The organism is Massilia sp. UYP34 (genome assembly GCF_056279385.1).
Genome location: NZ_JBWBRF010000003.1, coordinates 68872 through 94747, shown reverse-complemented (window position 1 = coordinate 94747; position 25876 = coordinate 68872). Strand labels below are relative to the sequence as shown.

At 68.4% G+C, this 25876-nt stretch carries 20 protein-coding genes; 14 read left to right on the top strand and 6 right to left on the bottom strand.

Annotated elements, in window-relative coordinates:
* The first annotated feature begins 156 nt into the window (after positions 1–156).
* The 10 genes from ACZ9AQ_RS07065 to ACZ9AQ_RS07020 all read left to right on the top strand — a co-directional run bounded on the left by ACZ9AQ_RS07065 (position 157) and on the right by ACZ9AQ_RS07020 (position 10185).
* A complete protein-coding gene (locus ACZ9AQ_RS07065) occupies positions 157–2532 on the top strand; it encodes a DUF3141 domain-containing protein (RefSeq protein WP_429202975.1) in 2376 nt (791 codons plus the stop codon).
* Between the two features lie 11 nt (positions 2533–2543).
* Positions 2544–3494 carry a phosphate acetyltransferase gene (locus ACZ9AQ_RS07060; RefSeq protein ID WP_429202974.1) on the top strand — a complete coding sequence of 317 codons (951 nt, stop codon included), beginning with the start codon at positions 2544–2546 and terminating at the stop codon, positions 3492–3494.
* Positions 3495–3498: 4 nt separating this feature from the next.
* Positions 3499–4701 carry an acetate/propionate family kinase gene (locus ACZ9AQ_RS07055; protein ID WP_429202973.1) on the top strand — a complete coding sequence of 401 codons (1203 nt, stop codon included), beginning with the start codon at positions 3499–3501 and terminating at the stop codon, positions 4699–4701.
* Positions 4698–5345, top strand: a complete 648-nt coding sequence (locus ACZ9AQ_RS07050) for a CoA transferase subunit A (RefSeq protein WP_429202971.1) — start codon at positions 4698–4700, stop codon at positions 5343–5345. The genes ACZ9AQ_RS07055 and ACZ9AQ_RS07050 overlap by 4 nt, the downstream gene beginning before the upstream one ends.
* A 20-nt stretch (positions 5346–5365) precedes the next feature.
* Positions 5366–6049: a 3-oxoacid CoA-transferase subunit B gene (locus ACZ9AQ_RS07045; protein WP_429202969.1), complete on the top strand. Its 684-nt coding sequence runs from the start codon at positions 5366–5368 to the stop codon at positions 6047–6049.
* The gene (fabI, locus tag ACZ9AQ_RS07040; protein WP_429202967.1) at positions 6046–6828 is read left to right on the top strand and encodes an enoyl-ACP reductase FabI; all 783 of its coding nucleotides are present in this window, start codon (positions 6046–6048) and stop codon (positions 6826–6828) included. The genes ACZ9AQ_RS07045 and fabI overlap by 4 nt, the downstream gene beginning before the upstream one ends.
* 291 nt (positions 6829–7119) lie before the next feature.
* Positions 7120–8208: a hypothetical protein gene (locus ACZ9AQ_RS07035; protein ID WP_429202966.1), complete on the top strand. Its 1089-nt coding sequence runs from the start codon at positions 7120–7122 to the stop codon at positions 8206–8208.
* A 37-nt stretch (positions 8209–8245) separates the two neighbouring features.
* On the top strand, positions 8246–9115 hold the full coding sequence (gene atpG, locus ACZ9AQ_RS07030; protein WP_429202964.1) for a F0F1 ATP synthase subunit gamma: 870 nt from the start codon (positions 8246–8248) through the stop codon (positions 9113–9115).
* A 25-nt stretch (positions 9116–9140) separates the two neighbouring features.
* Positions 9141–9572 carry a F0F1 ATP synthase subunit epsilon gene (locus ACZ9AQ_RS07025; protein ID WP_429202962.1) on the top strand — a complete coding sequence of 144 codons (432 nt, stop codon included), beginning with the start codon at positions 9141–9143 and terminating at the stop codon, positions 9570–9572.
* 22 nt (positions 9573–9594) lie between these two features.
* A complete protein-coding gene (locus tag ACZ9AQ_RS07020; protein ID WP_429202960.1) occupies positions 9595–10185 on the top strand; it encodes a GNAT family N-acetyltransferase in 591 nt (196 codons plus the stop codon).
* Between the two features lie 5 nt (positions 10186–10190).
* Here the strand turns inward: ACZ9AQ_RS07020 and ACZ9AQ_RS07015 are convergent, their stop codons facing one another.
* The 6 genes from ACZ9AQ_RS07015 to metG all read right to left on the bottom strand — a co-directional run bounded on the left by ACZ9AQ_RS07015 (position 10191) and on the right by metG (position 16747).
* A complete protein-coding gene (locus ACZ9AQ_RS07015) occupies positions 10191–10964 on the bottom strand; it encodes a flagellar brake protein (protein WP_429202958.1) in 774 nt (257 codons plus the stop codon).
* Between the two features lie 103 nt (positions 10965–11067).
* Positions 11068–11907, bottom strand: a complete 840-nt coding sequence (gene panC, locus ACZ9AQ_RS07010) for a pantoate--beta-alanine ligase (protein WP_429202956.1) — start codon at positions 11905–11907, stop codon at positions 11068–11070.
* 27 nt (positions 11908–11934) lie between these two features.
* The gene (locus ACZ9AQ_RS07005; protein WP_429202954.1) at positions 11935–12795 is read right to left on the bottom strand and encodes a segregation and condensation protein A; all 861 of its coding nucleotides are present in this window, start codon (positions 12793–12795) and stop codon (positions 11935–11937) included.
* A 16-nt stretch (positions 12796–12811) separates the two neighbouring features.
* Entirely contained in the window at positions 12812–13021 is a 210-nt protein-coding gene (locus ACZ9AQ_RS07000) for a DUF3460 family protein (RefSeq protein ID WP_429202952.1), read from the bottom strand.
* Between the two features lie 76 nt (positions 13022–13097).
* Complete coding sequence (locus tag ACZ9AQ_RS06995) at positions 13098–14414, bottom strand: enoyl ACP reductase FabMG family protein (RefSeq protein WP_429202951.1); 1317 nt, start codon at positions 14412–14414, stop codon at positions 13098–13100.
* 164 nt (positions 14415–14578) lie between these two features.
* A complete protein-coding gene (metG, locus tag ACZ9AQ_RS06990; protein ID WP_429202949.1) occupies positions 14579–16747 on the bottom strand; it encodes a methionine--tRNA ligase in 2169 nt (722 codons plus the stop codon).
* A gap of 153 nt (positions 16748–16900) precedes the next feature.
* Here metG and apbC point away from each other — a divergent pair, with 153 nt between their 5' ends.
* The 4 genes from apbC (at position 16901) to ACZ9AQ_RS06970 (ending at position 25870) form a co-directional block, all read left to right on the top strand.
* Positions 16901–17989, top strand: coding sequence for an iron-sulfur cluster carrier protein ApbC (apbC, locus tag ACZ9AQ_RS06985; RefSeq protein WP_429202947.1), 1089 nt, complete (start codon positions 16901–16903; stop codon positions 17987–17989).
* 223 nt (positions 17990–18212) lie between these two features.
* Positions 18213–20825, top strand: a complete 2613-nt coding sequence (locus tag ACZ9AQ_RS06980) for a putative bifunctional diguanylate cyclase/phosphodiesterase (protein ID WP_429202945.1) — start codon at positions 18213–18215, stop codon at positions 20823–20825.
* Positions 20815–22188, top strand: a complete 1374-nt coding sequence (locus ACZ9AQ_RS06975; RefSeq protein WP_429202943.1) for an aminotransferase class I/II-fold pyridoxal phosphate-dependent enzyme — start codon at positions 20815–20817, stop codon at positions 22186–22188. The genes ACZ9AQ_RS06980 and ACZ9AQ_RS06975 overlap by 11 nt, the downstream gene beginning before the upstream one ends.
* The gene (locus ACZ9AQ_RS06970) at positions 22181–25870 is read left to right on the top strand and encodes an AMP-binding protein (protein ID WP_429202941.1); all 3690 of its coding nucleotides are present in this window, start codon (positions 22181–22183) and stop codon (positions 25868–25870) included. The genes ACZ9AQ_RS06975 and ACZ9AQ_RS06970 overlap by 8 nt, the downstream gene beginning before the upstream one ends.
* Positions 25871–25876: the final 6 nt, after the last annotated feature.

The window sequence follows — 25876 nt, the reverse complement described above, 5'->3', positions numbered from 1 at the left end:
CATGGGACCTTGGTCTGATTGCGTCCCGGCCGCAGCAGCGGACAATCGACGCTGCGAAGGATCACGCGGCACGCTCACTGGTCTCCCGAGCACCTGGCGAGCGCCTCCCTGGCGAGCGTCCCCCTGGCACAGCTTCCTCCCCTTTGAGGTTCGTTCATGGACACTAAGCACCTTGCACGGAGCCATGAGATCGGCACCAAGATCAGTCTCATCCATCAGCAGCGCATGAAGACCGCGCTGGCGCAGTTCAGCCAGCGGGCCGGCGCGGCGATCGGCGAGGCGACGGGCGCCAGGGAACCGGACGGGCGCGCGGGCTGGATGGCCGGGCTCAACCCCTGGTCGTACCAGCATTATGCGGTCGATGCCTTCCAGCGTTCGATGCTGTTCTGGGATACCTTGCGCCAGCGCGGCGACAACTTCCTCGAGCGCGCGGCGAAAGGATCGGCGCCGGTCCTGCATTTCGACTACGAAACCATCCTCGACGGGCGCGGCTTCGCGCGGCCGGTCAACTATGCGCTGCTGCGCATCATTCCGCCGGCCGGCGTCACGACCGACCCCGCGAAGCGCCCCTATCTCATCATCGATCCGCGCGCCGGCCATGGCCCCGGCATCGGCGGCTTCAAGGACGACTCGCAGGCGGGCGTGGCGATGCGCGCCGGCCATCCGGTGTACTTCGTCAGCTTCTTCCGCGACCCCGAACCCGGGCAGACGCTGCTGGACGTGTGCAGCGCCGAGGGGCAGTTCGTGAAACACGTGCGCGCGCTGCATCCGGCCAGCGAGAAACCGGCCATCATCGGCAACTGCCAGGGGGGCTGGGCGGCGATGATGCTGGCCGCCTCGAGCCCCGACGATACCGGACCGATCCTCATCAACGGGGCGCCGATGTCGTATGTGAGCGGCGCCTGGAACGAGGGCGAGGGCGACAATCCGATGCGCTATGCCGGCGGGATGCTCGGCGGCACCTGGCTGTCGTCGTTCGTCGCCGACCTCGGCAACGGCATCTTCGATGGCGCCCACCTGGTACAGAACTTCGAGAACCTGAACCCGGCCAATTCGCTGTGGGACAAGTATTACAAGGTATACCGGCTGGCCGACACCGAGCCGGCGCGCTACCTGGACTTCGAGCGCTGGTGGGGAACCTATTACCTGCTGAACCGCGAAGAGATCGAATTCATCACCCGCAACCTGTTCGTCGGCAACAAGCTATGGTCCGGCGACGTCAAGGGCAACACCGGCCAGGCTTTCGACCTGCGCGCCATCGAAATGCCGATCATCCTGTTCGCGTCGATGGGGGACAATATCACGCCGCCGGAGCAGGCCTTCAACTGGGTGGCCGACATCTATGGCAGCACCGAGGAAATCAAGTCGCGCGGCCAGGTGATCGTGGGCCTGCTGCACCAGAACATCGGCCATCTCGGCATTTTCGTTTCCGGCAAGGTGGCGAAGAAGGAATATACGCAGCTGGTGTCGGTGCTCAATGAAGTCGAGATCCTGCCGCCGGGCCTGTATGGCATGCAGATCACCGAAGTCGACGGCGCCGGCGCCGACGGCAAACCGCAGTACGAGGTCACCTTCCACGAACGCCGGCTCGAAGACGTCAGCACCCAGGTCAATCGCTTCAACCGCGTCGACGAGCAGCCGTTCGAGGCGGTGGCGGCGCTGTCCGACTTCAACCAGCGTGGCTATGAACTGTTCGTGCAGCCATGGGTGAAGGCCATGTCCAACGACATGAGCGCGCGCCTGCTGCGTGTCTTCCATCCCTTGCGCGTGCAGAACTGGGCGCTGTCGAGCCGCAATCCCTGGATGGCGTGGCTCGAACCGGCGGCGCGGGCCGTCCGCGAGCATCGCCAGCCGCTGGACGAGCGCGATCCGTGGCGGCGCCTGGAAAACGCCGGCGCCGAGCTGGTCAGTGCGTCGCTGGACCTGTATCGGGCCACGCGCGACGCCGCCACCGAAGCGGGCTTCTTCAGCATCTACGCGACCATGTATTCGCTCTACCTGGCCGAGCGCAAACCGGCGCAGCCGGTCCAGGAAACGCTGGACGCGCGCGCGTTGCCCTTCGTCCAGGAGGCGCTGGACTCGATTGCCGAGGGCGGCTATGCCGAGGCCTTCGCCCGCCTGGCAAGCCTGCGCTCCCAGCAGGGCGCGCTGTTGCCGCTGTCGCGCCTGGTCAAGCGCAAGGAACTGGCGCAGGCCTACGCCGACTACCTGCCGGACGTGCCGCTCGACCAGTGGCGGCGCCTGCGCGGCGAGCAGGAAATCATTACCCGGTACGAGCCCGAAAAGGCGATCACCACGCTGCCGACCCTGTTGCGCGATCGGCGCGACCGCGAGCGGCTCCTGACCCTGGTCAAGGCGTTGATGGCCGACGAGCGCGTGCAGGCGACGCCGCCGACCGGCGCCCAGCTGGCGATGGTGGAGCGGCTGCACACGCTGCTCAGTGGCGAACATGAAGGCCAGGCCGAGCAGCGGCCGGCCCTGCGGCCGGTCCCGCCAGTGCCCGACTTGCCGACCTCACCGCGCCTGCATTGAAAGGACCCGACATGGAACCGAAGCACGAGAAATACCAGCGGCTGATCGACTATTGCAAGGACCTGCCGCCGCTGCCGACCGCCGTCGTCCACCCCTGCGACGCCAGCTCGCTCACCGGCGCGCTGGAAGCCGCGCGGATCGGCCTGATCGCGCCGGTCCTGGTCGGTCCGCGCGCACGGATCGAGGCCGTGGCGCAACAGGTGGAGCGAGAGCACGGCCTGCGGATCGGCGACGTGCCGATCGTCGAAGCGGCCTACAGCCACGCGGCGGCGGCGACGGCCGTCGCGCTGGTACGCGAGGGCAAGGCCGAGGCCTTGATGAAGGGCAGCCTGCATACCGACGAGCTGATGGGGGCGGTGGTCAAGCGCGAGACCGGCTTGCGTACCGCGCGCCGCGTCAGCCACTGTTTCGTCATGGACGTGCCCGGATATCCCGATGCGCTGGTCATCAGCGACGCCGCCGTGAACATCGCGCCGACCCTCGAAGAAAAGATGGACATCCTGCAGAACGCCATCGACCTCGCGCACGCCCTGCAGTTCAAGGAAGTGCGGGTGGCGGTGCTGTCGGCGATGGAAACGGTCAATCCGAAAGTGCCTTCCACGGTGGAGGCCGCCGCACTGTGCAAGATGGTCGACCGCCATCAGATCACCGGCGCCCTGGTCGACGGCCCGCTGGCGCTGGACAACGCGATCGACCCGGACGCGGCCAGGATCAAGAAGATCGATTCGCCCGTAGCCGGGCGCGCCAACGTGCTGCTGGTGCCCGATCTCGAGGCCGGCAACATGCTGGCCAAGAGCCTGTCCTTCCTCGCCGGCGCCGACGCGGCCGGCATCGTCCTCGGCGCGCGGGTGCCGATCATCCTCACCAGCCGCGCCGATTCGATGGTCACCCGGCTGGCCTCGTGCGCGGTGGCCACCCTGGTGGCCAAGGCGCGCCGCGAGAGCGGCCAGCCGGTGAGGTGACGCCATGGCCGACCTCATTCTGGTACTTAACGCCGGCTCGTCGAGCATCAAGTTCCGCGCCTTCGACGCCCGCCCGGCCGAACCCGAGCTCGTCTTCCAGGGCCAGGTCGAGGGGCTGTACGACGCGGCCAGGTTCAGCGCGAAGGACGCCGGCGGCGCCGTGATCGGCGAGCGGCGCTGGGAACCGGACGCCGCGCCCGGACACCAGGGCGCGACCGACTACATCGGCGACTTCCTGCGCAGCCACCGCGAAGACCACCGCCTGGTGGCGGTCGGCCACCGCGTCGTGCATGGCGGCGTGCAGTTCAGCGAAGCGGCGCTCGTCACCCCGGCCGTGATCGAGGCGCTCGACCGCTTGACGCCGCTGGCGCCGCTGCACCAGCCGCACAACCTGGCGCCGATCCGCACCCTGGCGCAGGCGCGACCGAGCCTGCCGCAAGTGGCTTGTTTCGACACCGCCTTCCACCGCGCCCAGCCCGAGGTGGCGCAGGCGTACGCGCTGCCGGACAGCATTACCAGGCTGGGGGTGCGGCGCTACGGCTTTCATGGCCTGTCGTACGAATACATCGCGTCGGTGCTGCCGGCGTACTCGCAGCAGGGCGCCGAAGGCGCCACCCTGGTGGCGCACCTGGGCAATGGCTCGAGCCTGTGCGCGCTGGTGGGCGGCAAGAGCGTGGCCAGCACGATGGGCTTCACCGCCGTCGACGGCCTGCCGATGGGCACCCGCTGCGGCAACCTGGACCCGGGCGTGGTGCTGTTCCTGATGGACCACCTCAAGATGGATGCGCGCGCCATCGAACGCCTGATCTACAAGCAGTCGGGCCTGCTCGGCGTGTCGGGCATCTCGAGCGATATGCGCACCTTGCTCGCCAGCGACGATGCGCGGGCGCGCTTCGCGGTCGACCTGTTCCTCTACCGCATCGGCCGCGAACTCGGCTCGCTGGCGGCCGCCATGGAAGGCATCGACGCGCTGGTGTTCACCGCCGGCATCGGCGAGCATTCGGCGCTGATCCGCGAACGGGCCTGCCGCGCGGCGCGCTGGCTCGGGGTCGAACTCGACCCGGCCGCCAACGCGGCCGGCGGGCCGTGCATCAGCACGGCAGGCAGCAAGGTCTCGGCCTGGGTGATTCCGACCGACGAAGAGCTGATGATCGCGCGCCATACGCGCGCCGTGGTCGCCGGGGCGGCCAGGGGAGCGGCGGCATGAAGACGGTCAGCCTGGAGCGCGCGGTCGCCATGATCCCGGATGGGGCCAGCCTCATGATCGGCGGCTTCATGGGCGTGGGCACGCCGGAACGGGTGGTCGACGAACTGGCGCGCCAGGGCAAGCGCGACCTGACCGTGATCGCGAACGACACCGCCACCCCCGGCCGCGGCATCGGCAAGCTGGTCACGGCCGGGTCCGTGCGCAAGGCGATCGTCAGCCATATCGGGCTCAACCCGGAAACCCAGCGCAAGATGATTGCCGGCGAGCTGCAGGTCGAGCTGGTGCCGCAGGGCACCCTGATCGAGCGCCTGCGCGCCGCCGGCTACGGGCTGGGCGGCGTCCTGACCCCGACCGGCGTCGGCACCGCGGTCGAAGAGGGCAAGCGCAAGATCGAAGTCGACGGCGCACCCTACCTGCTGGAGACGGCGCTCGGGGCCGATTTCGCCCTGGTCGAAGCCTTTCTGGCCGATTACGAGGGCAACCTGGTCTACGCGCTGACCGCCCGCAATTTCAATCCCGTGATCGCGATGGCGGCCGGGACCGTGATCGTCGATGCCGCCCATATCGTTCCGGTGGGGATGATTTCTCCCGACCATGTGGTGACGCCGGCGGTGCTGGTCGATTACCTCGTGGCCCACGCGTGAATGAGGAGGTAACTCGAGCCATGGACGCCCCAACCCTGATCGCCAGACGCATTGCCCAGGAATTGCGCCCGGGGATGCTGGCGAACCTCGGCGTCGGCATACCGACCCTGGTCGCCAACTACGTCCCGCGCGACATGCACATCTACTTCCAGTCCGAGAACGGCCTGGTCGGCACCGGGCCGATCCCGCAGGAAGGCCTGGCGCAGGCCTATCTCACCGATGCCGCCGGCCAGCCGGTCACGGCCTTGCCCGGGGCGGCGACCTTCGACAGCGCGGTCTCTTTCGGCCTGATCCGGGGCGGCCACCTCGATCTCACGGTGCTGGGCGGCCTGGAGGTGGACCAGGAAGGCTTGCTGGCCAACTGGATGATTCCCGGGAAGATGGTGCCCGGCATGGGCGGCGCGATGGACCTCGTCACCGGCGCCCGGCGCGTCATCGTCGCCATGCAGCATACCGCCAGGGGCAAGCCGAAGATCGTGCGGAAATGCACGTTGCCGCTGACGTCCACGCGCGCGATCGACCTCCTGGTGACCGAACTGGCGGTCATCGGCTTCGACGGCGGACGCGCCACCCTGCTGGAAACCGCGCCCGGCGTCGGGGTGGACGCGGTGCTGGCCGCCACCGAGGCCGAGCTGACGGTGCCGAGCCGGGTGCCGCAGATGCAAATCGATGGCCTCAACCCAACCGAAGGAGCTTCGTCATGACCGATGAACGCCACCGCCCGGTATTGTCGGGCAAGAAGGCCCTGGTCTCCGGGATCGCCAACGAGCATTCCATCGCTTACGGATGCGCCAAGGCATTCCGCGAGCTGGGCGCGGAACTCGCCATCACCTATGCCGGCGAGAAGACCAGGACCTATGTCGAACCGCTCGCGCGCGAGCTCGGCGCGCCGATCTTCATGCCGCTCGACGTCACCCGGCTCGAGGACATCGAGGCGGTGTTCGGCGAGATCGAGCGGCAATGGGGGCGGCTCGACCTGTTCGTGCACTCGATCGCCTGGGCCCCGAAGGAAGACCTGCAGGGCGGGCTGCTCGACAGCAGCGCCGCGGGCTTTGGCCAGGCGATGGACATCTCCTGCCATTCCTTCGTGCGCATGGCGCGCCAGGCGGCCCGCCTGATGACGGACGGCGGCACCATGTTCACGATGAGCTACTACGGCGCCAACAAGGTGGTCCCCAACTACAACCTGATGGGGCCGGTAAAGGCGGCGCTGGAAGCGTGCGCGCGCTACCTCGCCTATGAACTCGGGCCCAGGCATATCCGGGTGCATGCCATGTCGCCGGGGCCGCTCAAGACGCGCGCGGGCTCTGGCCTGAAGGACTTCGACCTGCTGCTCGCGCAGGCGGCCGAACGCGCGCCGCTCGGCGAGCTGGTCGACATCATGGACGTCGGCTTCGCCTGCGCGTTCCTGGCCACGCCGTATGCCAGGCGGCTGTCCGGCGAGACCATCTACGTCGATGGCGGCGTGCACATCATGGCGTGAAAGGAACTGCCATGGCTGACTTGGTGATGGGAAACGTGGAGGCGGGCACCAGCGACGAGGACATCAAGGCCTTCCTGGTCAAGTATGGATTTCCGCCGTTCGACGCGATCGAGCACCTGCCCGGGGACGGCACGCGGCCCGCGGTGCTGCTGACGTTCAGGGACGCGCCGCCCGAAGCGCTGCGCAGCCTGCTGCCGCGCGTCCAGGACATGTTCTGGAAGACCGGAAAATTCACGTGCATATCGTCAACGAACGCTATAGCTAGCGCGCTAACGGGGACCGGAGATGGGCTTGCTCGACAGGATCAGGCGCGGGGGCGACAGCGCCACGGCGCCGGCGGCGCAGGAGAGGGAGGGCGTCGACGCGGCGATCGAGCGCGTGCTGGCGCTGCACCCGCAGCTGGGCCTGGCGCGCCGCAGTCGCACGCGTCTCGCGCCCGCGGTGGCGACCTCGTTCGCCTACGTGCGCGCGCTGGTCGACGCAGTGCCCGCGGCGCGCGAGGCCAGCGCCGCCGCCTGGGATGGCGATCCGTATATTCACGCCTGGTTCGCCGGGCCCGACGAGGTCGCGTCGCGGATCAGCCGCTCGGCCGAGCTGCGCGCCTTTTTTGCCGACCACGGGGACGCGCCGGAAGCCTATGCGGTGCTGGGGATGGACATGGCCGAACGCCACGTCCTGGGCGCCAGGATGGAGGGCGAGACGATGCGCCGCGACGTGCCGCAGACCACGGTGAGCTTCAACGACCACCAGGTCAGGATGTGCGCCGGCGATGAAGCCCAGCTCAGGATGGACATCGTGCGGCGGCTGCTGGACGAGCTGGCGCTGGCAGGCCTGGCGCGCGGCGCCGCGGACAAGTCGCGCCGCGCCGCGCTCGAACGTGAGCGCGCGTTGCTCAAGGTGCGGCTGCAATTGCTCGAACGCCAGGGCAAGGGTATCCGCGCCGTGATCGGCGGCGACGTCGCGAGCGACCCCGGCGAACTGGCGCGGCTCGAAGAGCAGGTCGAGGAGAACGCGCGCGAGCTGTCCGGCCTGGGATTGCGCGAAGACGCGCTGGAGCGCGAACTCGAGCAGGTGCGCGCGGTGTTCGTCCAGCCCGGACGGCATCTGTCGGTGTCGACCCGGCGCCTGGCCCTGGACCGGATGAACGTCGTGATCGAGCCTGGTGGCGCCGGGCGCGACGCGGCCCCGGACGGGAGGCCAGGGATGCCGGCGGGCCCGCCGGCGGGCGCCGACCTGGAGTTGCGGATCGCGCGCCTGCCGACCCTGCCGCCGCGGGTGCGCGCATTCTCGCTGGTGCGCTTCGCGCGAACCAGCCTGCTGCCGGAAAAAAGCGTGTTCGAGGAAGCAGAGCAGTTGCTATCGTCGGGACTCTGGTCTTGACGCCGGTTCACCTGACAAGTTGTGAGGAGCATATATCATGGCTGGGGGCAAGGAAATACGCGACAAGATCAAGAGCGTGGAAAGCACCAGGAAGATCACCAAGGCGATGGAGATGGTCGCCACCTCCAAGATGCGCAAGGCGCAGGAGCGGATGCGCGCCGCGCGTCCCTATGTGCGCAAGCTGCGCAACATCACGGGGCACCTGGCCGAAGCGAGCCCCGAATACAGCCATCCCTTCCTGCTCACGCACAGCGAGGGCAAGCGGGTCGGGTTCATCGTGGTCACGACCGACAAGGGCCTGTGCGGCGCCATGAACACCAACATCCTGCGCATCGTGACGCACGCCATGCGCGAATACGAGGAAGCCGGCGTCGGCAGCGACCTGGTCGTCATCGGCAGCCGGGGCCTGTCGTTCATGAACCGCATCGGCGCCCGGGTGGTCGCGCATGCCGTGCAGCTGGGCGACACCCCGCACCTCGAACGGCTGCTGGGCCCGACCAAAGTGCTGCTCGACGCCTACCAGAACGCCGACATCGACGCCATCCACCTGTGCTACACCAAGTTCATCAATTCGATGAGCCAGCAGGCCGTCATCGAGCAGCTGGTGCCGCTGGTGCCGGAGAACGTGCGGGCCGAACGGGGCACGCATGGCTGGTACTACCTGTACGAGCCCGATCCGGTGCAGGTGATCGACGACTTGCTGATACGGTATGTCGAGGCCCTGATCTACCAGGCGGTCGCCGAAAGTTTCGCGTCCGAGAATTCGGCGCGCAGGATGGCGATGAAGGCGGCAAGCGACAACGCGGCCAGCATCATCGACGACCTCAAGCTGGTCTACAACAAGTCCCGCCAGGCGGCGATCACGAAGGAACTGTCCGAGATCGTCTCCGGCGCGGCGGCGGTCTGAGGCTGGCGGATACAGCGGGGACATCATGGCAACGCCACCTACGATCCATGTCAGCGTCGTCTCGGCCGAAGAGGGCGTGTTCGAAGGCGAGGCAGAGTTCGTCGCGCTGCCCGGCGAAAGCGGCGAGCTCGGCATCTATCCGATGCACACGCCCCTGATGACCCGGATCCGGCCGGGCGCCGTGCGCATCAAGGTGCCGGGGCAGGAGGAGGAAGAACTGGTGTTCGTCGCCGGCGGCATCCTCGAAGTGCAGCCTGACGAAGTGACGGTGCTCGCCGACACCGCCATCCGCGGACGCGACCTGGACGAAGCCAGCGCGAATGAAGCGCGCAGGCAGGCCGAGGAAGCGCTGCGCAACCGGGACACGAAGATCGATTACGCCAAGGCGCAGTCGGAACTGGCGATCGCCATTGCGCAACTCCAGGCCTTGGCGCGGCAAAAGAAACGGCGCGGATGACGCCGTCCCATTGCGACTTTTTTTGACAGGCACAGTCATGCAGGACGATCCGGCGGACAGGCCGGCGTTGCCGGCCCTGGCCCGGTTGCGCGACGGCCGCACGGTGTTGTTGCGCGAGATCCGGGCGCAGGACGAAGACGGGCTGCGCGCCGCCTTCGATCGGCTGTCGGCGGATTCGCGCTACGCGCGCTTCATGATGCCGCTGCGCGAGCCGTCGCCCGCCATGCTGGCGGCGGCGACGCGCCCGGATCCACGCCATGACCTGGCGCTGGTCGCCGTCAGCGGTGACGGCGGCCCGGACCAGCACATCGTCGCGGGCGCGCGCTTCGTGGGCGCGGCCGGCAGCGACAGCTGCGAGTTCGCCGTCGCCGTCGTCGACGACTGGCAGTCACTGGGCCTGGCGCGCCGCCTGCTGGAAAGTCTGATCGCCGTGGCCAGGACGCGCGGATTGCGCCGCATGGAGGGTTTTGTGCTTGCCGCTAACACCCCGATGCGGCGGCTCGCCAGGCGCCTCGGCTTCGCCGACAGGGGGTGCGATGACGACGCCACGCTGCGGGTGGTCAGCCTGGACCTGGCCGGCGCCGGGGCCGGAGCAGGGGCGTGGCCGACTTAAGCCGGTCAGGACGCCGCGCTGCGGCGCTCGGGGCGGCCGGTGGTCAGGAAGCGCTCCAGCGTCTGCTGCATCTGCATCGAGATGCCGGCAAAGCTGCAGCCGACCTGCACCTGCTCGCCGAGCAGGAAGGTGCGGAACGGGCGCATCAGGCGCACTTCCAGGTCGGCCGTGACGACCAGCGCCGGCCCCAGTTCCAGCCGCACGCCGCTCAGTTTCTTGCCGACGTGCAGGCCGAAACACTGTTCGGGCGAGGCGCGCATGCCGACCCCGCCCTGGGAAAAATCGTAGAGGGGTAGTTCGACCTGGCGGCCCGACAGGTTGAAGCTGGCGGTATAGTTGGCGCCGACCGGCGTCTCCACCCTGCGTGCGGAACGCCGGTTCAGCACCAGGCAGTGTTCGGGGAAGGTCGCCGGCACCAGGTGCGGCTGGCCGGGCAAGCTCACCCAGTCGCTGTCGAGCTCGAATTGCAGCTTGGCGTTGCCGCCGATCGCGCTGACGAAGGTGGCGTGGCGGGTAGCCGGCAATTCACTGCCAGTAAAATCCACCACGAAATGTGGCAACTCCGGATCGACCGACTCGATCCGCACCAGGATCGGTTCCTGGACGCCGGAATAGACGGTCAGCGGATCACCGCTGAGCGCCAGGGCGGTCAAGGCTTCACCGATGTCGAAAGGATCCGACATCTGGTGCGGCTCGGCGTTGCCGGGGATGCGGCTCAAGAGGTCGGACGATTTGGGCGGGCCCTTGCGGGCAATGGCGACGGCATCAAGGACGTTCACGGCGGGTTCCTGGACGTGATTGTGGAATGCTGCTGCACACAAGTATAACGCGCTTCGCAACCGTGTTGCAAACCGGAAATCACTGGTGCAGCATTAGTATCGATCAAACTTCCAGGTTATCGATCAGGCGGGTCGTGCCCAGCTTGGCCGCCGCCAGCACCACCAGCGGCTCGCCGCGCTCGAGGTCGGCCGCGCCGGGCGCTTGCAGGTCGATGCGCTTGCGTACCGAGATATAGTCCGGTTGCCAGCCGCGCCCGGCCAGGGCGGCCATCGCGCGCGCTTCGACGGCTTCGATGTCGCGCTCGCCGCCGCGGATGGCGTCGGCCACCGCGTTCAGGTGCTGGTACAGCGCCGGAGCTTCGGCGCGCTCGCTGCCGGACAGGTAGCCGTTGCGCGAGGACAGGGCCAGGCCGTCCTCGGCGCGGAAGGTCTCGGCGCCGATGATCTCGGTCGGCAGGGCGAACTGGCGCGCCATGTTCCGCACGATCATCAATTGCTGGTAATCCTTCTTGCCGAACACGGCCACGCGCGGCTGCACGCACGAGAACAGCTTGGTCACGACGGTGCACACGCCCTCGAAGAAGCCGGGGCGGAACTCGCCTTCGAGCGTATTGCCCAGGCCTTCCGGTGGACGCACGCGGTATTCCTGCGGCTCGGGATACAGATCCTTCTCGGTCGGCGCGAACAGCACGTAAACGCCTTCTTTTTCCAGCTTGGCCACGTCTTCCTGGAAGGTGCGCGGGTATTTGTCGAAATCTTCGTTGGGGCCGAACTGCAGGCGGTTGACGAAGATCGAGGCGACCACCGGGTCGCCATGGCGGCGCGCCAGGCGCATCAGCGACAGGTGGCCTTCGTGCAGGTTGCCCATTGTCGGCACGAAGGCCGTGCGCAGTTGGCCGCGCAGCTGGTCGCGCAATTCGTCAATGGAAGAAATGATTTTCATGGGTGAGCGGATGAGAATGAAGCGGCATCAAGCCGGCGAATAGGCGAGGCGCACGTAGATCGGCGCAAAAGGCTCGGCCTGGGTAATTTCGATCAGTGTTTCTTTCGCCAGTTCGAGCATGGCGACGAAATGGACGACCACGATCGGGACGGTGTGCTGCCCGGAAAACAGGTCGCCGAACTCGACGAAGCGTTGCGACTGCAGGGTGCGCAGGATGGCCGACATGTGCTCGCGTACCGACAGTTCCTGGCGCCCGATCCGGTGGTGCTGGGTCAGCTTGGCGCGGCGCAGCACGTCGAGCCAGGCGCGCTGCAAGTCCCAGGGATCGACGTCGGGGAGGGGCGGGGCCAGGCCCTGTTCGACGAACAGCTGGGGCCGGACAAAGTCGCGGCCTTCTTGCGGCACATTGCCAAGCGCTACCGCAGCGGACTTGATCTGCTCGTAGTCCAGCAGGCGGCGCACCAGCTCGGCGCGCGGGTCGCCGACATCCTCGACCAGGTCGTCCTGGCGCTTGGGCAGCAGCATGCGAGACTTGATCTCGATCAGCATCGCAGCCATCAACAGGTATTCCGCCGCCAACTCGAGGTTGCTCTTGCGGATCTGCTCCACGTAGACCAGGTATTGCAGGGTCACCTGCGCCATCGGGATGTCGAGGATGTTGAAGTTCTGCTTGCGGATCAGGTACAGCAGCAGGTCGAGCGGACCTTCGAAGGCGTCGAGGAAGATCTCGAGCGCGTCGGGCGGGATGTACAGGTCGTTCGGCAGGCGCGTCAGCGGTTCGCCGTACAGGCGGGCGATCGCGGCGTCTTCCGGCAGGGGCGGCGCGGCAGGCGGGGACTCCACGGCGGCTTGCAGAGGGATATCCTCTCCCCCGGCTTGCGGCATCATGCGCGCGCCTCCGTCCTCAGACCTTGGTCTGGTATGGGTAGGCCTGCTGGCGCAGGCGCGATTCCTGGGTGCGGGCCTGCTCGTCGAGCGAGACCGGCTCCTTGTCCCACAGCAGGGCGCGGCCGGCGACCTGGCCCGCGTCCAGGTGCGGATTCTGCTTCTTGAGCTCCGAGATGAACTTGGTGTGCTCGGATTCGTACATCACGTGTTTTTTCGAGAAGATCATGGTTCGCTTAAGATAAAGGACGGCTGGTTGCCGGCGACGGGCAGATTCTTCTGCCGCCCGCCGCCGGCGTCAAGTCTTACTTGTGCAACGCGTTCAGCTGGCGGGCGATGATGTCGTGGTTGAGCCACAGTACCGGCGCGATTTTTTCCGACGCGCCATGGAACATCAACGGGCCGGCGCCTTCCAGCACCAGGCTCGACAGGTGATCGGTGATCAGCGCCTTCTTGTCCTTGTGCAGGGCGGTGATGGCTTCCGAGGTGCCGATCATCACCTCGGCCAGCGCCGGGGTGTTGTCCATCGGCCAGGCTTCGAAGTTGCGGAAGGTGGCGCTGGTCGCATCGTTATTGTACCCCTCGATGGTGTCGAGCAACTGCTGGAGCGAGGTGCCTTCGCCCAGCAGTTCCTCGCAGATGCGCCACTGCTCGTCGGCCCAGGCGCCGCCGCCCTCGCGCTTGAGCGCGCGCAGCAGCGGGAACAGCGACAGCTCGACGCCGACGAAGATGTCGGACGAGTTGGTGCGGATTTCCGGGCAGTTGAACACGGTCGCCAGCGTGCCGTTCTTCCAGGCCGCTTCGGCGATCGATTCCAGGCGCATCTTGGCGTAGCCCTGGGTGTAGTTGGTGTAGGTCTGCCACTGGTATGCGTCCTGGATGAGGATCTCGGTGCCGTGGTAGCCATAGGCGGTGTAGCGCACTTCGCCGCCGGATTGCTCGACGCGTGCGCGGATCGGTGCCGACGCGTCGATCAGGTACTTGAGCGTGTTGGCCGAGACTTCGTCGAAGTTCATCAGGATCAGCTTGCCCAGGTCGCTGTCGAGCAGGGCGCGCGACGACATGAAGCGTTCGCCGCGGCCCTTGTAGATGCGGTTGGCGATGGCCAGGAAGGCCTTGATCTTCGGGATGCCGCCGGCCATCGTGTGGGCGAAGAAGACATTGGCGCCTTGCGGCACCAGCTTGTCGATCTCGCCCATGACGGTCGCTGCCGCGCTGGTGAAGCGCGCCACGCCTGCCGCGCGGCAGCGCTCGATGCGTTCCCAGTCCAGCTTTTCTTCCTGCCAGTTCTTCAGGGTGATGCCGGACAGCATTTCGGTCGGGTTCTGTTCGCCTTCCGGGGCGTCCATGTCGAAGCCGGCCATCAACGGCACGTTGATGATGCGCCCGCCCAGTTTCTCTTCCGCTTCGGCCAGCTCTTCGTCGTTCAGGGCGCGCAGGGCGCCGCTGTCGTCGCGGCGGCCCACGGTAATGCCGACGATGGTCATGCCGGCGGCGCGCGCCTGGTCGATCAGGCCGTTCACATAGCCGCGGCCGAACAGTTCGCCGAACAGGACGAAGACGTCGCCCTTGCGGAACACATTGGCTTCAGGGATATGGCGGAGAGGAGTCAAATCGGTCATATTATTAGCTGCCTATCAAAAGAGTTTGTAGGGGCGTTTTGTCATTGATAAAACGTGGCATTGTACACACCCGCTACACCCTCGGGAATGCCTCCCCGAGGGTTGCATGAGGGCGCTCTACCGCCGGCAGCGCCGGCGCCAGGACACGCCCCTGCCTTGCGAATTCAACGGATACGCATGCCCGGCGTCGCGCCAGGCATCGGGTCGAGCAGGTACAGGCCCGGATTCTGCTTTTCGTCGGCTGCCGAGGCGCACAGGACCATGCCTTCGGAGACGCCGAACTTCATCTTGCGCGGCGCCAGGTTGGCGACCAGCACGGTCAGCTTGCCGATCAGGTCTTCCGGCTGGTGGGCAGACTTGATGCCCGAGAACACATTGCGGTGACGGCCTTCGCCGACGTCCAGGGTCAGGCGCAGCAGCTTGCTCGAGCCGTCGACGTGTTCGCAGTTGACGATTTTCGCCACGCGCAGGTCGATCCTGGTGAAGTCGTCGATCGAGATTTCCGGCGCCAGGGCTTCGATGTCGCTGTCGCCGGCCGAAGCGGACTGCGGCGCTGGCGCTGCCTCGGCCTTCGGCGCCGGCGCGGCGATTGCGGGCGCGGCCGCCGGCGCGGCGGCCGGCTTGTCGAACAGGTTCTCGACCATCTTGGCGTCGACGCGCTGCATCAGGTGGTTGTAGGTGCCGATGGTGCGGCCGAGCATGGATTCATAGACGGCGGCGCCATGGGTGTCGGCCCAGCTCAGTTCGGTGTCGCCCAGGAATTCGGTCACGCGCGCCGCCACGTTCGGCAGCACCGGCGCCAGCATGATGGTCAGCTGGCGGAACAGGATGAGCGCGGTGGTACACACGTCGTGCAATTCGCCGGTCTTGCTCTCGTCCTTGGCCAGCAGCCATGGCTTGTGTTCGTCGACATACTGGTTGATGACGTCGGCGATTTCCATGATCTCGCGCAAGGCGCGGCCATATTCGCGCGCTTCAAAAGCGGCGGCGATGCTGGTCTGGCGCTCGGCGCCGTCCGCCATCAGCGCCTTGCAGATGGTGTCGCGGGCGGTCTGCGACAGGCTGTCGGCCAGCTTGCCGTCGAAGCGCTTGGCGATGAAGCCGGCGCAGCGGCTGGCGATATTGACGTACTTGCCGATCAGGTCGCTGTTCACGCGGGCCACGAAGTCGTCGCCATTGAAGTCCAGGTCCTCGACCCTGGCGTTGAGCTTGAAGGCCAGGTAGTAGCGCAGCCATTCCGGGTTCATGCCCAGCTCCAGGTAGCGCAGCGGCGAGATGCCGGTGCCGCGCGACTTGGACATCTTTTCGTTGTTCACGGTCAGGTGGCCGTGCACCGCGACCTTCAGCTTGTCGATGATCGGGTGGCCCGAGAAATTCAGCATGGCCGGCCAGAACAGCAGGTGGAACGAGACGATATCCTTGCCGATGAAGTGCAGCTGCTCGGCTTGCGGGTCGTGCAGGAAGGCGTCGAAGTCCTTGCCCTGTTTTTCGAAGTAATTTTTCAGGCTGGCCAGGTAGCCGACCGGCGCGTCCAGCCACACGTAGAAGAATTTACCCGGCGCATCCGGAATCGGGATGCCGAAGTAGGGCGCGTCGCGCGAGATGTCCCAGTCGGCCAGCTTCTCGCCTTCTTCGCCCAGCCATTCCGAGACCTTGTTGACCATCTCGGGCTGCAGGCGGCCCGGGGTGTTCAGCCATTCTTTCAGGAAGGTGAAGCAGCGTGGATCGGACAGTTTGAAGAAATATTGCTCCGAGGGCTTCAAGACCGGGGTCGAGCCGGTGAACACCGAGAACGGGTTGATCAGTTCGGTCGGCTGGTAGGCGGCGCCGCACACTTCGCAGTTGTCGCCATACTGGTCCTTGGCGTGGCAGACCGGGCATTCGCCCTTGATGTTGCGGTCGGCCAGGAACATGCCCTTGGCAGTGTCGTAGAAGCGGTCGACGGTCTTGGTGACGATCAGGCCGGCCTCGACCAGCTTGCGGTAGATGCCCTGCGACAGTTCGACGTTTTCCGGCGAATCGGTCGAATACCAGTTGTCGAAGGCGATATGAAAGCCGTCCAGGTATTGCGCGCGGCCGGCGGCGATCTTGGCCACGAATTCCTGCGGCGTGATGCCTTCTTTCTCGGCCGCGATCATGATCGGCGTGCCGTGGGTATCGTCGGCGCAGACGAAATGCACCTCGCGCGGCTGGCCGCCCTGCTGGTTACCCTCGCGCTGCATTCGCTGGAAGCGGACCCAGATGTCGGCCTGGATGTACTCCATCATGTGGCCGATATGGAAGGCAGCGTTGGCGTAGGGCAGTGCGGTGGTGACGAACAGCTTGCGGGTCATGGTGTCGAAACGCTCGGGTTATGAATGAAAAGAAGCATTTTACCAGTGGATGGCCCTGCGCGCTCAGGGGGTATTGGCCAACTTTCGGCCCTCCGGACCAGCCAGTGGCCCATTTTGCGCTACACTTCGCCCCAATATCATCCGGAGAGCACCATGAGCATCACTGAGAACGACATCAAGACCGCTTTGTCGGAAGTCATCGATCCTAACACCCAAAAAGATTTTGTCTCGACCAAGTCGATCAAGAACATCAAGATCGACGGCGCGCAAGTGTCGTTCGAGCTGGAGCTGGGCTACCCAGCCGCCAGCCAGGTCGAAATGCTGCGCGGCATGGCGGCGGCGGCCGTGCTGGAACTGCCCGGCGTCGAAGGCGTGGCCATTCGCGCCTACAGCAAGATCGTGTCGCACACCGTGCAGCGCGGCATGAAGATCATGCCGAACGTCAAGAACATCATCGCCGTCGCCTCGGGCAAGGGCGGTGTTGGCAAATCGACCACGGCCGTCAACCTGGCCCTGGCCCTGGCCGCCGAAGGCGCCAGTGTCGGCATGCTCGACGCCGACATCTACGGGCCGTCGCAGCCGATGATGCTGGGCGTGTCGGGCCGTCCGGTCAGTCACGACAACAAGAGCATGGAGCCACTCGAGAACCACGGCATCCAGGTGGCCTCGGTGGGCTTCATGATCGATCCGGATGAGCCGATGGTGTGGCGCGGCCCGATGGCCAGCGGCGCCCTGCAGCAGCTGCTCGAGCAAACCAACTGGCGCGACCTCGATTACCTGATCGTCGACATGCCGCCAGGCACCGGCGACATCCAGCTGACCCTGTCGCAGAAAGTGCCGGTCACCGGCGCCGTGATCGTCACCACGCCGCAAGACATCGCGCTGCTCGACGCGCGCAAGGGCCTCAAGATGTTCGAGAAGGTCGGCATCCCGATCCTGGGCGTGGTCGAGAACATGAGCACCCACACCTGCTCCAACTGCGGCCACACCGAAGCGATCTTCGGCCATGGCGGCGGCGAGAAGATGTGCGCCGACTTCGGCATCGATTTCCTGGGCGCGCTGCCGCTGACGATGGCGATCCGCGAACAGGCCGACGCCGGCCGTCCGACCGTGGTCGCCGATCCGGACGGGGCGGTGTCCGCCGTCTACAAGCAGATCGCGCGCAAGGTCGCGATCAAGATCGCCGAAAAGGCGAAGGACATGAGCAGCAAGTTCCCGAGCATCGTCGTCAAGAACGACTGATCCAGGGCGGGGCCCGCGCCCCGCGCCGTTCCCTCCCGCTGACGCGCGCCCGCACCTGTTGCTGGCGCGCGTCATTCGTTTCGCATCCCGAAAACTGGCCTGATCGGCGAGCATTTTCCTGATAACTATCTGTTTGAAAATAAAGTCGTTAGGAAATTCCCTACCTAAACTCTGACCTTGGGCGACCAGGGCACACGTGTGCAAAACGGGTATTGGGAATGACATGGACGACGACAGCACACAGCGGTGGAGCGGGCGCTACCTGGGTATCGCGCACCGCTTCATCCCGGCCGCGCTGCAGCAGGATGCGGCCCAGGCGGCCCGCGCCGGCAACGTGGTGAATGCGGCGGTGATGGCCGGCACCGCCGGGCCGCTGTACGCGCTCACCTATTGGCTGCTGGGCCTGGAGACGGCCGCGCTCGAGATCCTGCTGTGCTGCCTGGTGATGCTGTCGGCGCCGCCGGTGCTGCGCCTGACCGGCAGCGTGGTGGCGGCGCGCGAAGTGTTCCTGTGCGCGCTGTTCTTCAATTTCAGCTGGCTCAGCTGGCACCTGGGCGGCATCGTCTCGCCCACCGTCAGCTGGCTGATCACGGGGCCGGTGGTCGCCATGTTCCTGGGCGGAAAGCAATGCGCCGGCTTCTGGCTGGCCATGAGCTGCGCCAGCGCCACCCTGATCTACCTGCTGGAGGCGACCGGCGTGGCCCAGCCGCTGACGCCGCAGGCCGACATGCCGCTGCTGCACCTGGTGTGCGACCTGGGCCTGTACGTGGTGGTGCTGGTCTTCGTGCTGCTGTTCGAGCTGACCAAGAACGACGGCTTTGCGCGCCTGCGCCGGGCGCTGGCCACGATCAACGAGCTGGCGACCCGCGACGAGCTGACCGGCATCCATAACCGCCGCTTCCTGCTCGACCTGGTGGAAAAGGAAAAGGAGCGTGTCGACCGCAACGGCGGCGAGTTCTGCCTGTGCCTGTTCGACATCGACTTCTTCAAGCGCATCAACGACGCTTATGGTCACGCGGCCGGCGACACCGTGCTGCGCGCCTTCGCGCGGACGGTGCAGGACCAGCTGCGCGCGCTCGACGCCTTCGGCCGCTATGGCGGCGAAGAGTTCCTCCTGATGCTGCCCGAGACGCCGGCGGCGAGCGCGCTCGCGCTGGCCGAACGGGTGCGCGGCGCGGTCGAGGGCCTGCGCTGCCTCGACGCCGGACGCACGATCACCCTGACGGTCTCGATCGGCGTGGCCGAATACCGGCTGGGCGAGAAGGTGGCGCACACCATCGTGCGCGCCGACCAGGCCCTGTACCTGGCCAAGTCGGGCGGCCGCAACCGGGTGCTGTGCCACGGCGAGGATGGTCCGGCCGAAGTGGCGAAAATCCTGGCCGCGCCGGTGTCCGCATCCGGCGCGCACCTGCGCGCGCCGCTGGACGGCGCCGAGGTCTTCCCGCGCGGCGACGCCGGGCACGACCAGCTGACGGGCCTGCTGAGCCGGCGCCTGCTGCGCGACCGCCTGCGCCATGCGATGGACCGCGCGCGCCGCAACGGCCGCGTGGTGGCGCTGCTGCTGCTGAACATCAACCGCTTCAAGGAAGTCAACGACGCCCTCGGCTACGAGGCCGGCGATATCCTGCTGCACGGGGTCGGCGGCGCGATCCGGCGCTGCCTGCGCGATTGCGACACGGTGGCGCGCTGGGGCGGCGACGAATTCGTGGCGCTGCTGGAAGACCTGGGCAGCCAGGCCGACGCCCAGCTGGTGGCCGACAAGATCCTCGACCGCTTCACGGCGCCGTTGCCGGTGGCCGGACGCGATTGCACCGTGACGCTGGCGGTCGGGATCGCGCTCTATCCGGCGCCGGACTGCGACGCCGACGCGCTGCTCAAGCGCGCCGACGTCGCCATGCGCAGCGCCAAGGGCTGGGGCCAGAACGTCGTGCGCTTCTATGAGGGCAATGCCGGCGGCGCCGGCGCGCCGTCGGCGCCGCGCAGCGAGCGCCTGGCCCTGAAGAACGGTTTGCGCGACGCCCTGGCGCGGGGCCAGCTGTTCATCGAATACCAGCCGCAGGTCGAACTGGGCGAGCGGCGCGTGATCGGGGTCGAGGCGCTGCTGCGCTGGGAACATCCGGTGTACGGCCGGATCGACCCGGGCCGCTTCATCCCGCTGGCCGAGGAGACCGGGATGATCGTCCCGATCGGCGAGTGGGTGCTGCGTTGCGCCTGCCTGCAGAACCGCGCCTGGCGCGCCGCCGGCCTGCCGGAGATAAAAACCGCGGTCAACCTGTCGGCGCGCCAGTTGCGCGAGCCGGGCCTGGCCGGGCGCATGCTGGCCATCGTGGCCGAGACCGGGATGCCGCCCGCCTGTCTCGACCTCGAGATCACCGAAGGCATCCTGATCGAGGACCTGGCGGCCAATTGCGTCGTGTTGAGCCAGTTGCGGCGCGCCGGCGTGCTGGTCTCGATCGACGACTTCGGCACCGGCTATTCGAGCCTGAACTACCTGTGCGAGCTGCCGGTGGACATCCTCAAGATGGATGGCCTGTTCGTGCGCCGCCTGGGCGCCGCCAGCGGCCGCGCGCGCGCCTACGCCGTCGCCGACAGCGTCGTGGCGATGGCGCACCGCCTGGGCCTTTCCGTGATCGCCGAGTCGGTCGAGACAGCCGAGCAGCTGGGCGACCTGTGCGCGATGGGCGTCGACGCCGCCCAGGGTTACCTGTTCGACCGGCCGCTGGCGCCCGAGCTGGTGGCGGCGCTGCTGGGGCGCCAGCAGCGCGAGTGCGCCGAAGTCACGCTCCCGCCAACCCGCATTCTTGAATCCGTAGCTGGAGGACGCCGTGCAGAATGAACCGATTCCCTTTGACCCCATGCGTGATCCGGCGGTCCTCGGCGCTTCCGGCGCCCTGGACGGCAGCGTCGCGGAATATGCCCAGCCGCGTGGGCCGGACCTGCTGCGCCGCGGCGGCGCGCTCGACGCCTGGGTGCAGCTGCGCGCCCGCCACGGCGTGTGGCCCTACGGCAGGGTGCTGGAGGGCCCGCCCGGTCCGCTGGCGAGCGTGGCCGCCGACGGGGCGCCGCCGGTGCGCGGCATCAATTTCGCGTCCCAGGACTACCTGTCGCTGGCCGCCCACCCGGCGGTGCACGAGGCGGCGCAGCGCGCGCTGCACGACGCCGGGCCGCACAGCGCCGGTTCGGCCGTCTTGCTGGGCAATACCCGCCATTCCCAGGCGCTGGAAAGCGCGCTCGGCGAGCTGCTGGGCCTGGACCAGCTGGTGCTGTTCCCGACCGGCTGGGCGGCGGCCTTCGGCGCGATCACGGCCCTGGTGCACGCGTTCGACCATGTGGTGATCGACGCCCTGGCCCACGCCTCGCTGAGGCAGGGTGCGGCCTGCGCCACCCGCAACGTGCTGGTGTACCGCCATCTCGACTGCGACCACGTGCGCGAGCTGCTGGCGCGCATCCGCGCGCTGGACGCGGCGGGCGGCATCCTGGTGGTGACCGAAGGCCTGTTCAGCATGGACGCGGACAGCCCCGACCTGCCGTTGCTGCAGCACCTGTGCCGCGAATACAACGCGACCCTGCTGGTCGACGTGGCGCACGACCTGGGCGCGCTGGGGCCGGGCGGCGGCGGGGTGGTGGCCAGCCAGCGCATGCAGGGACGGATCGACATCGTGATGGGCAGCTTTTCCAAGACCTTCGCCACCAACGGCGGCTTCGTCGCCTGCGCCAGCCAGGGAGCGCGGCGCCAGCTGCAGCTGTACGCCGGGCCGCACATGTTTTCGAACGCCCTGTCGCCGATGCAGGCGGCGGTGGCGTTGGCAAGCCTGCGCGTCGCCGTCTCGAGCGAGGGCGACGCGCTGCGCGCCGACCTGCTGCGCAACGCGGTCGAGCTGCGCGCGCTCTTGGCCTGTTCTGGCCTCCATTGCCTGGGCGAGCCCTCGCCGATCGTGCCGGTCTGGACCGGCCTCGAGTCGGCCGCGCGCGTGGCCGGCATGCTGCTGGCGCGCAATTCGGTGTTCGTCAACCCGGTCGAGTTTCCCGGCGTGCCGCTCGGCGCGGCGCGGCTGCGTCTGCAGCTGATGGCCCATCACACGCCGGCCCAGTTGCGGCGCGGGGCCAGCCTGGTGGCCGACGCCTGCGTCCGCGCCGGGGCCGGCGCCTTCGTCGACAAGTCGCCGCGCCAGACCTACCGGGAGCGCTGCCATGGCTGAGGGCGAGCCGCTGCAGGCGGCGTTGGTCCTGCGCCAGCTGGAGCGCCACGCGCGCACCGCGCCCGAACGCATCGCCTTCACCTTCCTGCGCGAGGACGGGCGCGAGGAATCCCTCAGCAATGGCGAGCTGGCCGCGCGCGTCGATGCGCTGGCCGGCCTGCTGGCGCAAGAGGCCGCGCCGGGCGAACGGGCATTGCTCCTGTATCCACCCGGCCTGGCGTTCGTGACCGCCTTCTTCGCCTGCCTGCGCGCCGGCCTGGTGGCGGTGCCGGCCCAGCTGCCGCGCCGCCACGAAGGCGAGCGGCGCCTGCGCGCGTTGCTGCTCGACGCCGATCCGGCGCTGGCGCTGGCCATGCACGACGCGGCGCCCGGCCTGGCTTTCGTGATGGATGGCGGGCGCACGCGCCTGCTGTGCGTCGACGGGACGCAAGGCGTTGCGGCGCCGCCGTCGGCCCGCTTGCCTGCGCAGTGGCCACTGCAGTTGCCGCCGATTCCGCCCGAAGCGCTGGCCTTCATCCAGTACACCTCGGGCTCCACCATGGCGCCGCGCGGCGTCGAGGTCGGGCATGCCAGCCTGGCGGCCAACGTCGAAATGATCCGCGCCGCCTTCGGCTTCGACGCCGACAGCGTGATGGTGAGCTGGCTGCCGCCATTTCACGACATGGGCCTGGTGGGCAGCATCGTCACGCCGGTCAGCGTGGGCTTTCGCTCGGTCCTGATGGCGCCCGCGACGTTCCTGCGCCAGCCGCTGCGCTGGCTGGAGGCAATCCACGCCTACCGCGCCACCTGCGCCGGCGCGCCCGATTTCGCCTGGGACTTGTGCGCGCGCCGCGCCACGCTTGACGACAAGGCCCGGCTCGACCTGTCGTGCCTGACGGTGGCCTACAACGGCGCAGAGCCGGTGCGCGCGGCCACCGTGCGTCGCCTGTTCGCGGCCTTCGCCGAGTGCGGTCTGCGTCCGGGCGCGATGTTTCCCTGCTACGGCCTGGCCGAGCACACCTTGCTGGCGGCGGGCGGTCCGCGCGGGCGGACGCCGCGCACCTTCGCGCTCAGCCAGTCGCGGCTCGAGGCGGGCCAGGTGCGCGAGGCCGACCGCGACGACCGCGACGACCCCGATGCGCGCGAGCTGGTGAGCTGCGGCCCGCCGGCGCCGGGCGTGGAGCTGCTGGTGGTCGATCCGGACAGCTGCCGCCCGGCGGGCCCTGGCCGGGTCGGCGAGATCTGGCTAACCGGCGCGGCGGTGGCGCGCGGCTACCGCAACGCGCCCTCGGTGGCGCAAGCCGCTTTCGAGGCCCGGCTGGCGGACGGCGCCGGCCCCTGGCTGCGCACCGGCGACCTCGGCTTCGTGCGCGACGGCGAGCTGTACATCACCGGGCGCTTGAAAGACCTGGTGATCGTCAATGGCCGCAACATCTATCCGCAAGACGTCGAGATGCTGGTGGAAGAGGTGGCCGGCTTCCTGGAGCCGAACCGCTGTGCGGTGTTCGGCGTCGACGATGGCGGCCAGGAGCGGCTGGCGATCGTGCTGGAAGCCGACCGCCGCCTGCTGCGCATCGCCCGCCGTGGGCGCGGCGACGCCGCCAGCCTGGCCCAGATCGAGGCGCTGGTCGGGCGCATCCGCAGCGCCGTGGCCAGCCGCTTCGGCACCACGGTCGACCTGCTGGTGCTGGTGCGGCCCGGATCCTTCCCGCGCACCAGCAGCGGCAAGGTGCAGCGCGCGCTGTGCCGCGCGCTGGCCGCGCGCGATGAACTGGACGTGGTGTACGCCGCGCGGTATCCAGAGCGCGAGCAGTATCCGCGCCGCCGCAGCGCTGATGGGGGCGGCCCGGACGCGGCCGGGCAAAGCCGGCGCACGGCGGACGAGATGCGGCACTGGCTGCGGCGCTGGGCGCCGCGCCGGCTCGACTCGCGCCTGATGGACGAGCGCCGCACGATGCCGCCGCACGTCCTGCTCGACCTGGGCAATCACGGCTTTCTCGGCATGCAGGCGCCGGTTGCCCTGGGCGGCAAGGCGCTGGCGACCGGCGACCTGCTGCGCCTGATGGAGCAGCTGGCCGCGATCGACCTGACCCTGGCGACGGCGGTCGGGGTGCACAACGGCCTGGGCTTGCGGCCCGTCCTGCGCTTCGCGCCCGAGCGCCTGCGCGCGGCAGTGGCCCCGCACCTGGCCGGCGGGCGCCAGCTGGCCGCGTTCGCGCTGACCGAGCCGGCGGCGGGCGCCAATCCGCTGGCGATGCGCACCCGCGCCCAGCGCTGCCCAGGGGGCTGGCGCCTGAAGGGTGACAAGCACCTGATCGGCCTGGCCAACTGGGCCGGCTGGATCACGGTGGTGGCGCGTGCGCTGGACGAACAGGGGATGGCGCTGGGAACGGTGGCGCTGCTGCTGCCGGACGACGCGCCTGGCCTGTTCCATGAAGCCGAGGCGCTGACCATGGGCATGCGCGCCATGGTCCAGAACGCGCTGCGTTTCGACGACGTGTTCGTGCCCGACAGCCACGTGCTGGGCCAGCCGGGCGCCGGGATGGAGGTGGCGCGCGACGCGATGGCCTTCGCCCGGCTCGGCATCGGCGCGCTGTGCCTGGGCGGCATGAAGCGCTGCGCCCAGCTGATGCTGCGCTATGCCAGCCGGCGCGACGTGGCGGGCGGGCGCCTGCTCGAGCATCCGGTGACGCTGGCGCGCCTGGAGGACCTGACCGGCGCGATCGGCGCGCTCGAGGCGCTGGTGCGCGCGCTCGGCGCTTACGACGATCAAGGCCGTGGCCAGCGCGGCCTGCCGCAGGAAGCCTGCATGGCCTGCAAGTGCGTGGCCTCGGAGCTGCTGTGGGAGGCGGCCGACATGCTGATGCAGCTGCTCGGCGGGCGCGGTTACCTGGAGCCGAACCTGGCGCCGCTCCTGATGCGCGACGCGCGCGTGATGCGCATCCTGGAAGGGCCGACCGAGGCCCTGTACGTGCACCTGGGCGCCGGCGCGCTCGACGGCGGTTGCCTGGCGTTCGCCGCCGACGTGCTGGACGCGCCCGGAGGACAGGAGGTCGTGCTGCAGACGCGCGCGGCGCTGCTGAAGGCGGGGGCGGCCTGCCCGAGCCATGCGGCCGGCGAACTGTGCGCCTGGACCCTGCTGGTGACGGCCTGCGGCGACGGCCCGTCCGCCCCCTGGGCGCGGCGCCGCTGGTCGGCGTTGCTGGCGCAGCTGCGGCAGCCCGGCGCGCAGGCGGCGCCTGCGGCCGTGGCGGCGCGCATCGCCGCCTATGCCGACGCGATCGGCACGCCGGACCAGGCGGAGGCGGGGGAAGATCGCGCGCGCGATCCGCTGCTGGAACCCGACCGGGCATCCGGCGCCAGGGAGGCGGCCGTGCCGGCGCCGGCGCCGGCACGGTTGGCGGCGCCGGCGCCGGACGGCCCGGACGACACCCGGGAGCTGGTGCGGCGCTGCCTGCTGTACGGGCTCGATGGCGGCATCGAGACGCTGGACGACGACCAGCCGTTCGCCGAGGTGGGACTGGATTCGCTGTCGGCGATGCCGGTGGCCCTGGAGCTCGAGCGCCAGACCGGGATGACGATCAACGCCGAGCTGTTGTATGAGTACCAGACGGTGGCGCAGCTGGCCGCCTATCTCGATGCGCGCAGGGCGGCCGGGGCGGCGCAGGAAGGGGCAGCGCAGGCAGGGGCGGCGGGCGGCTGACGGATG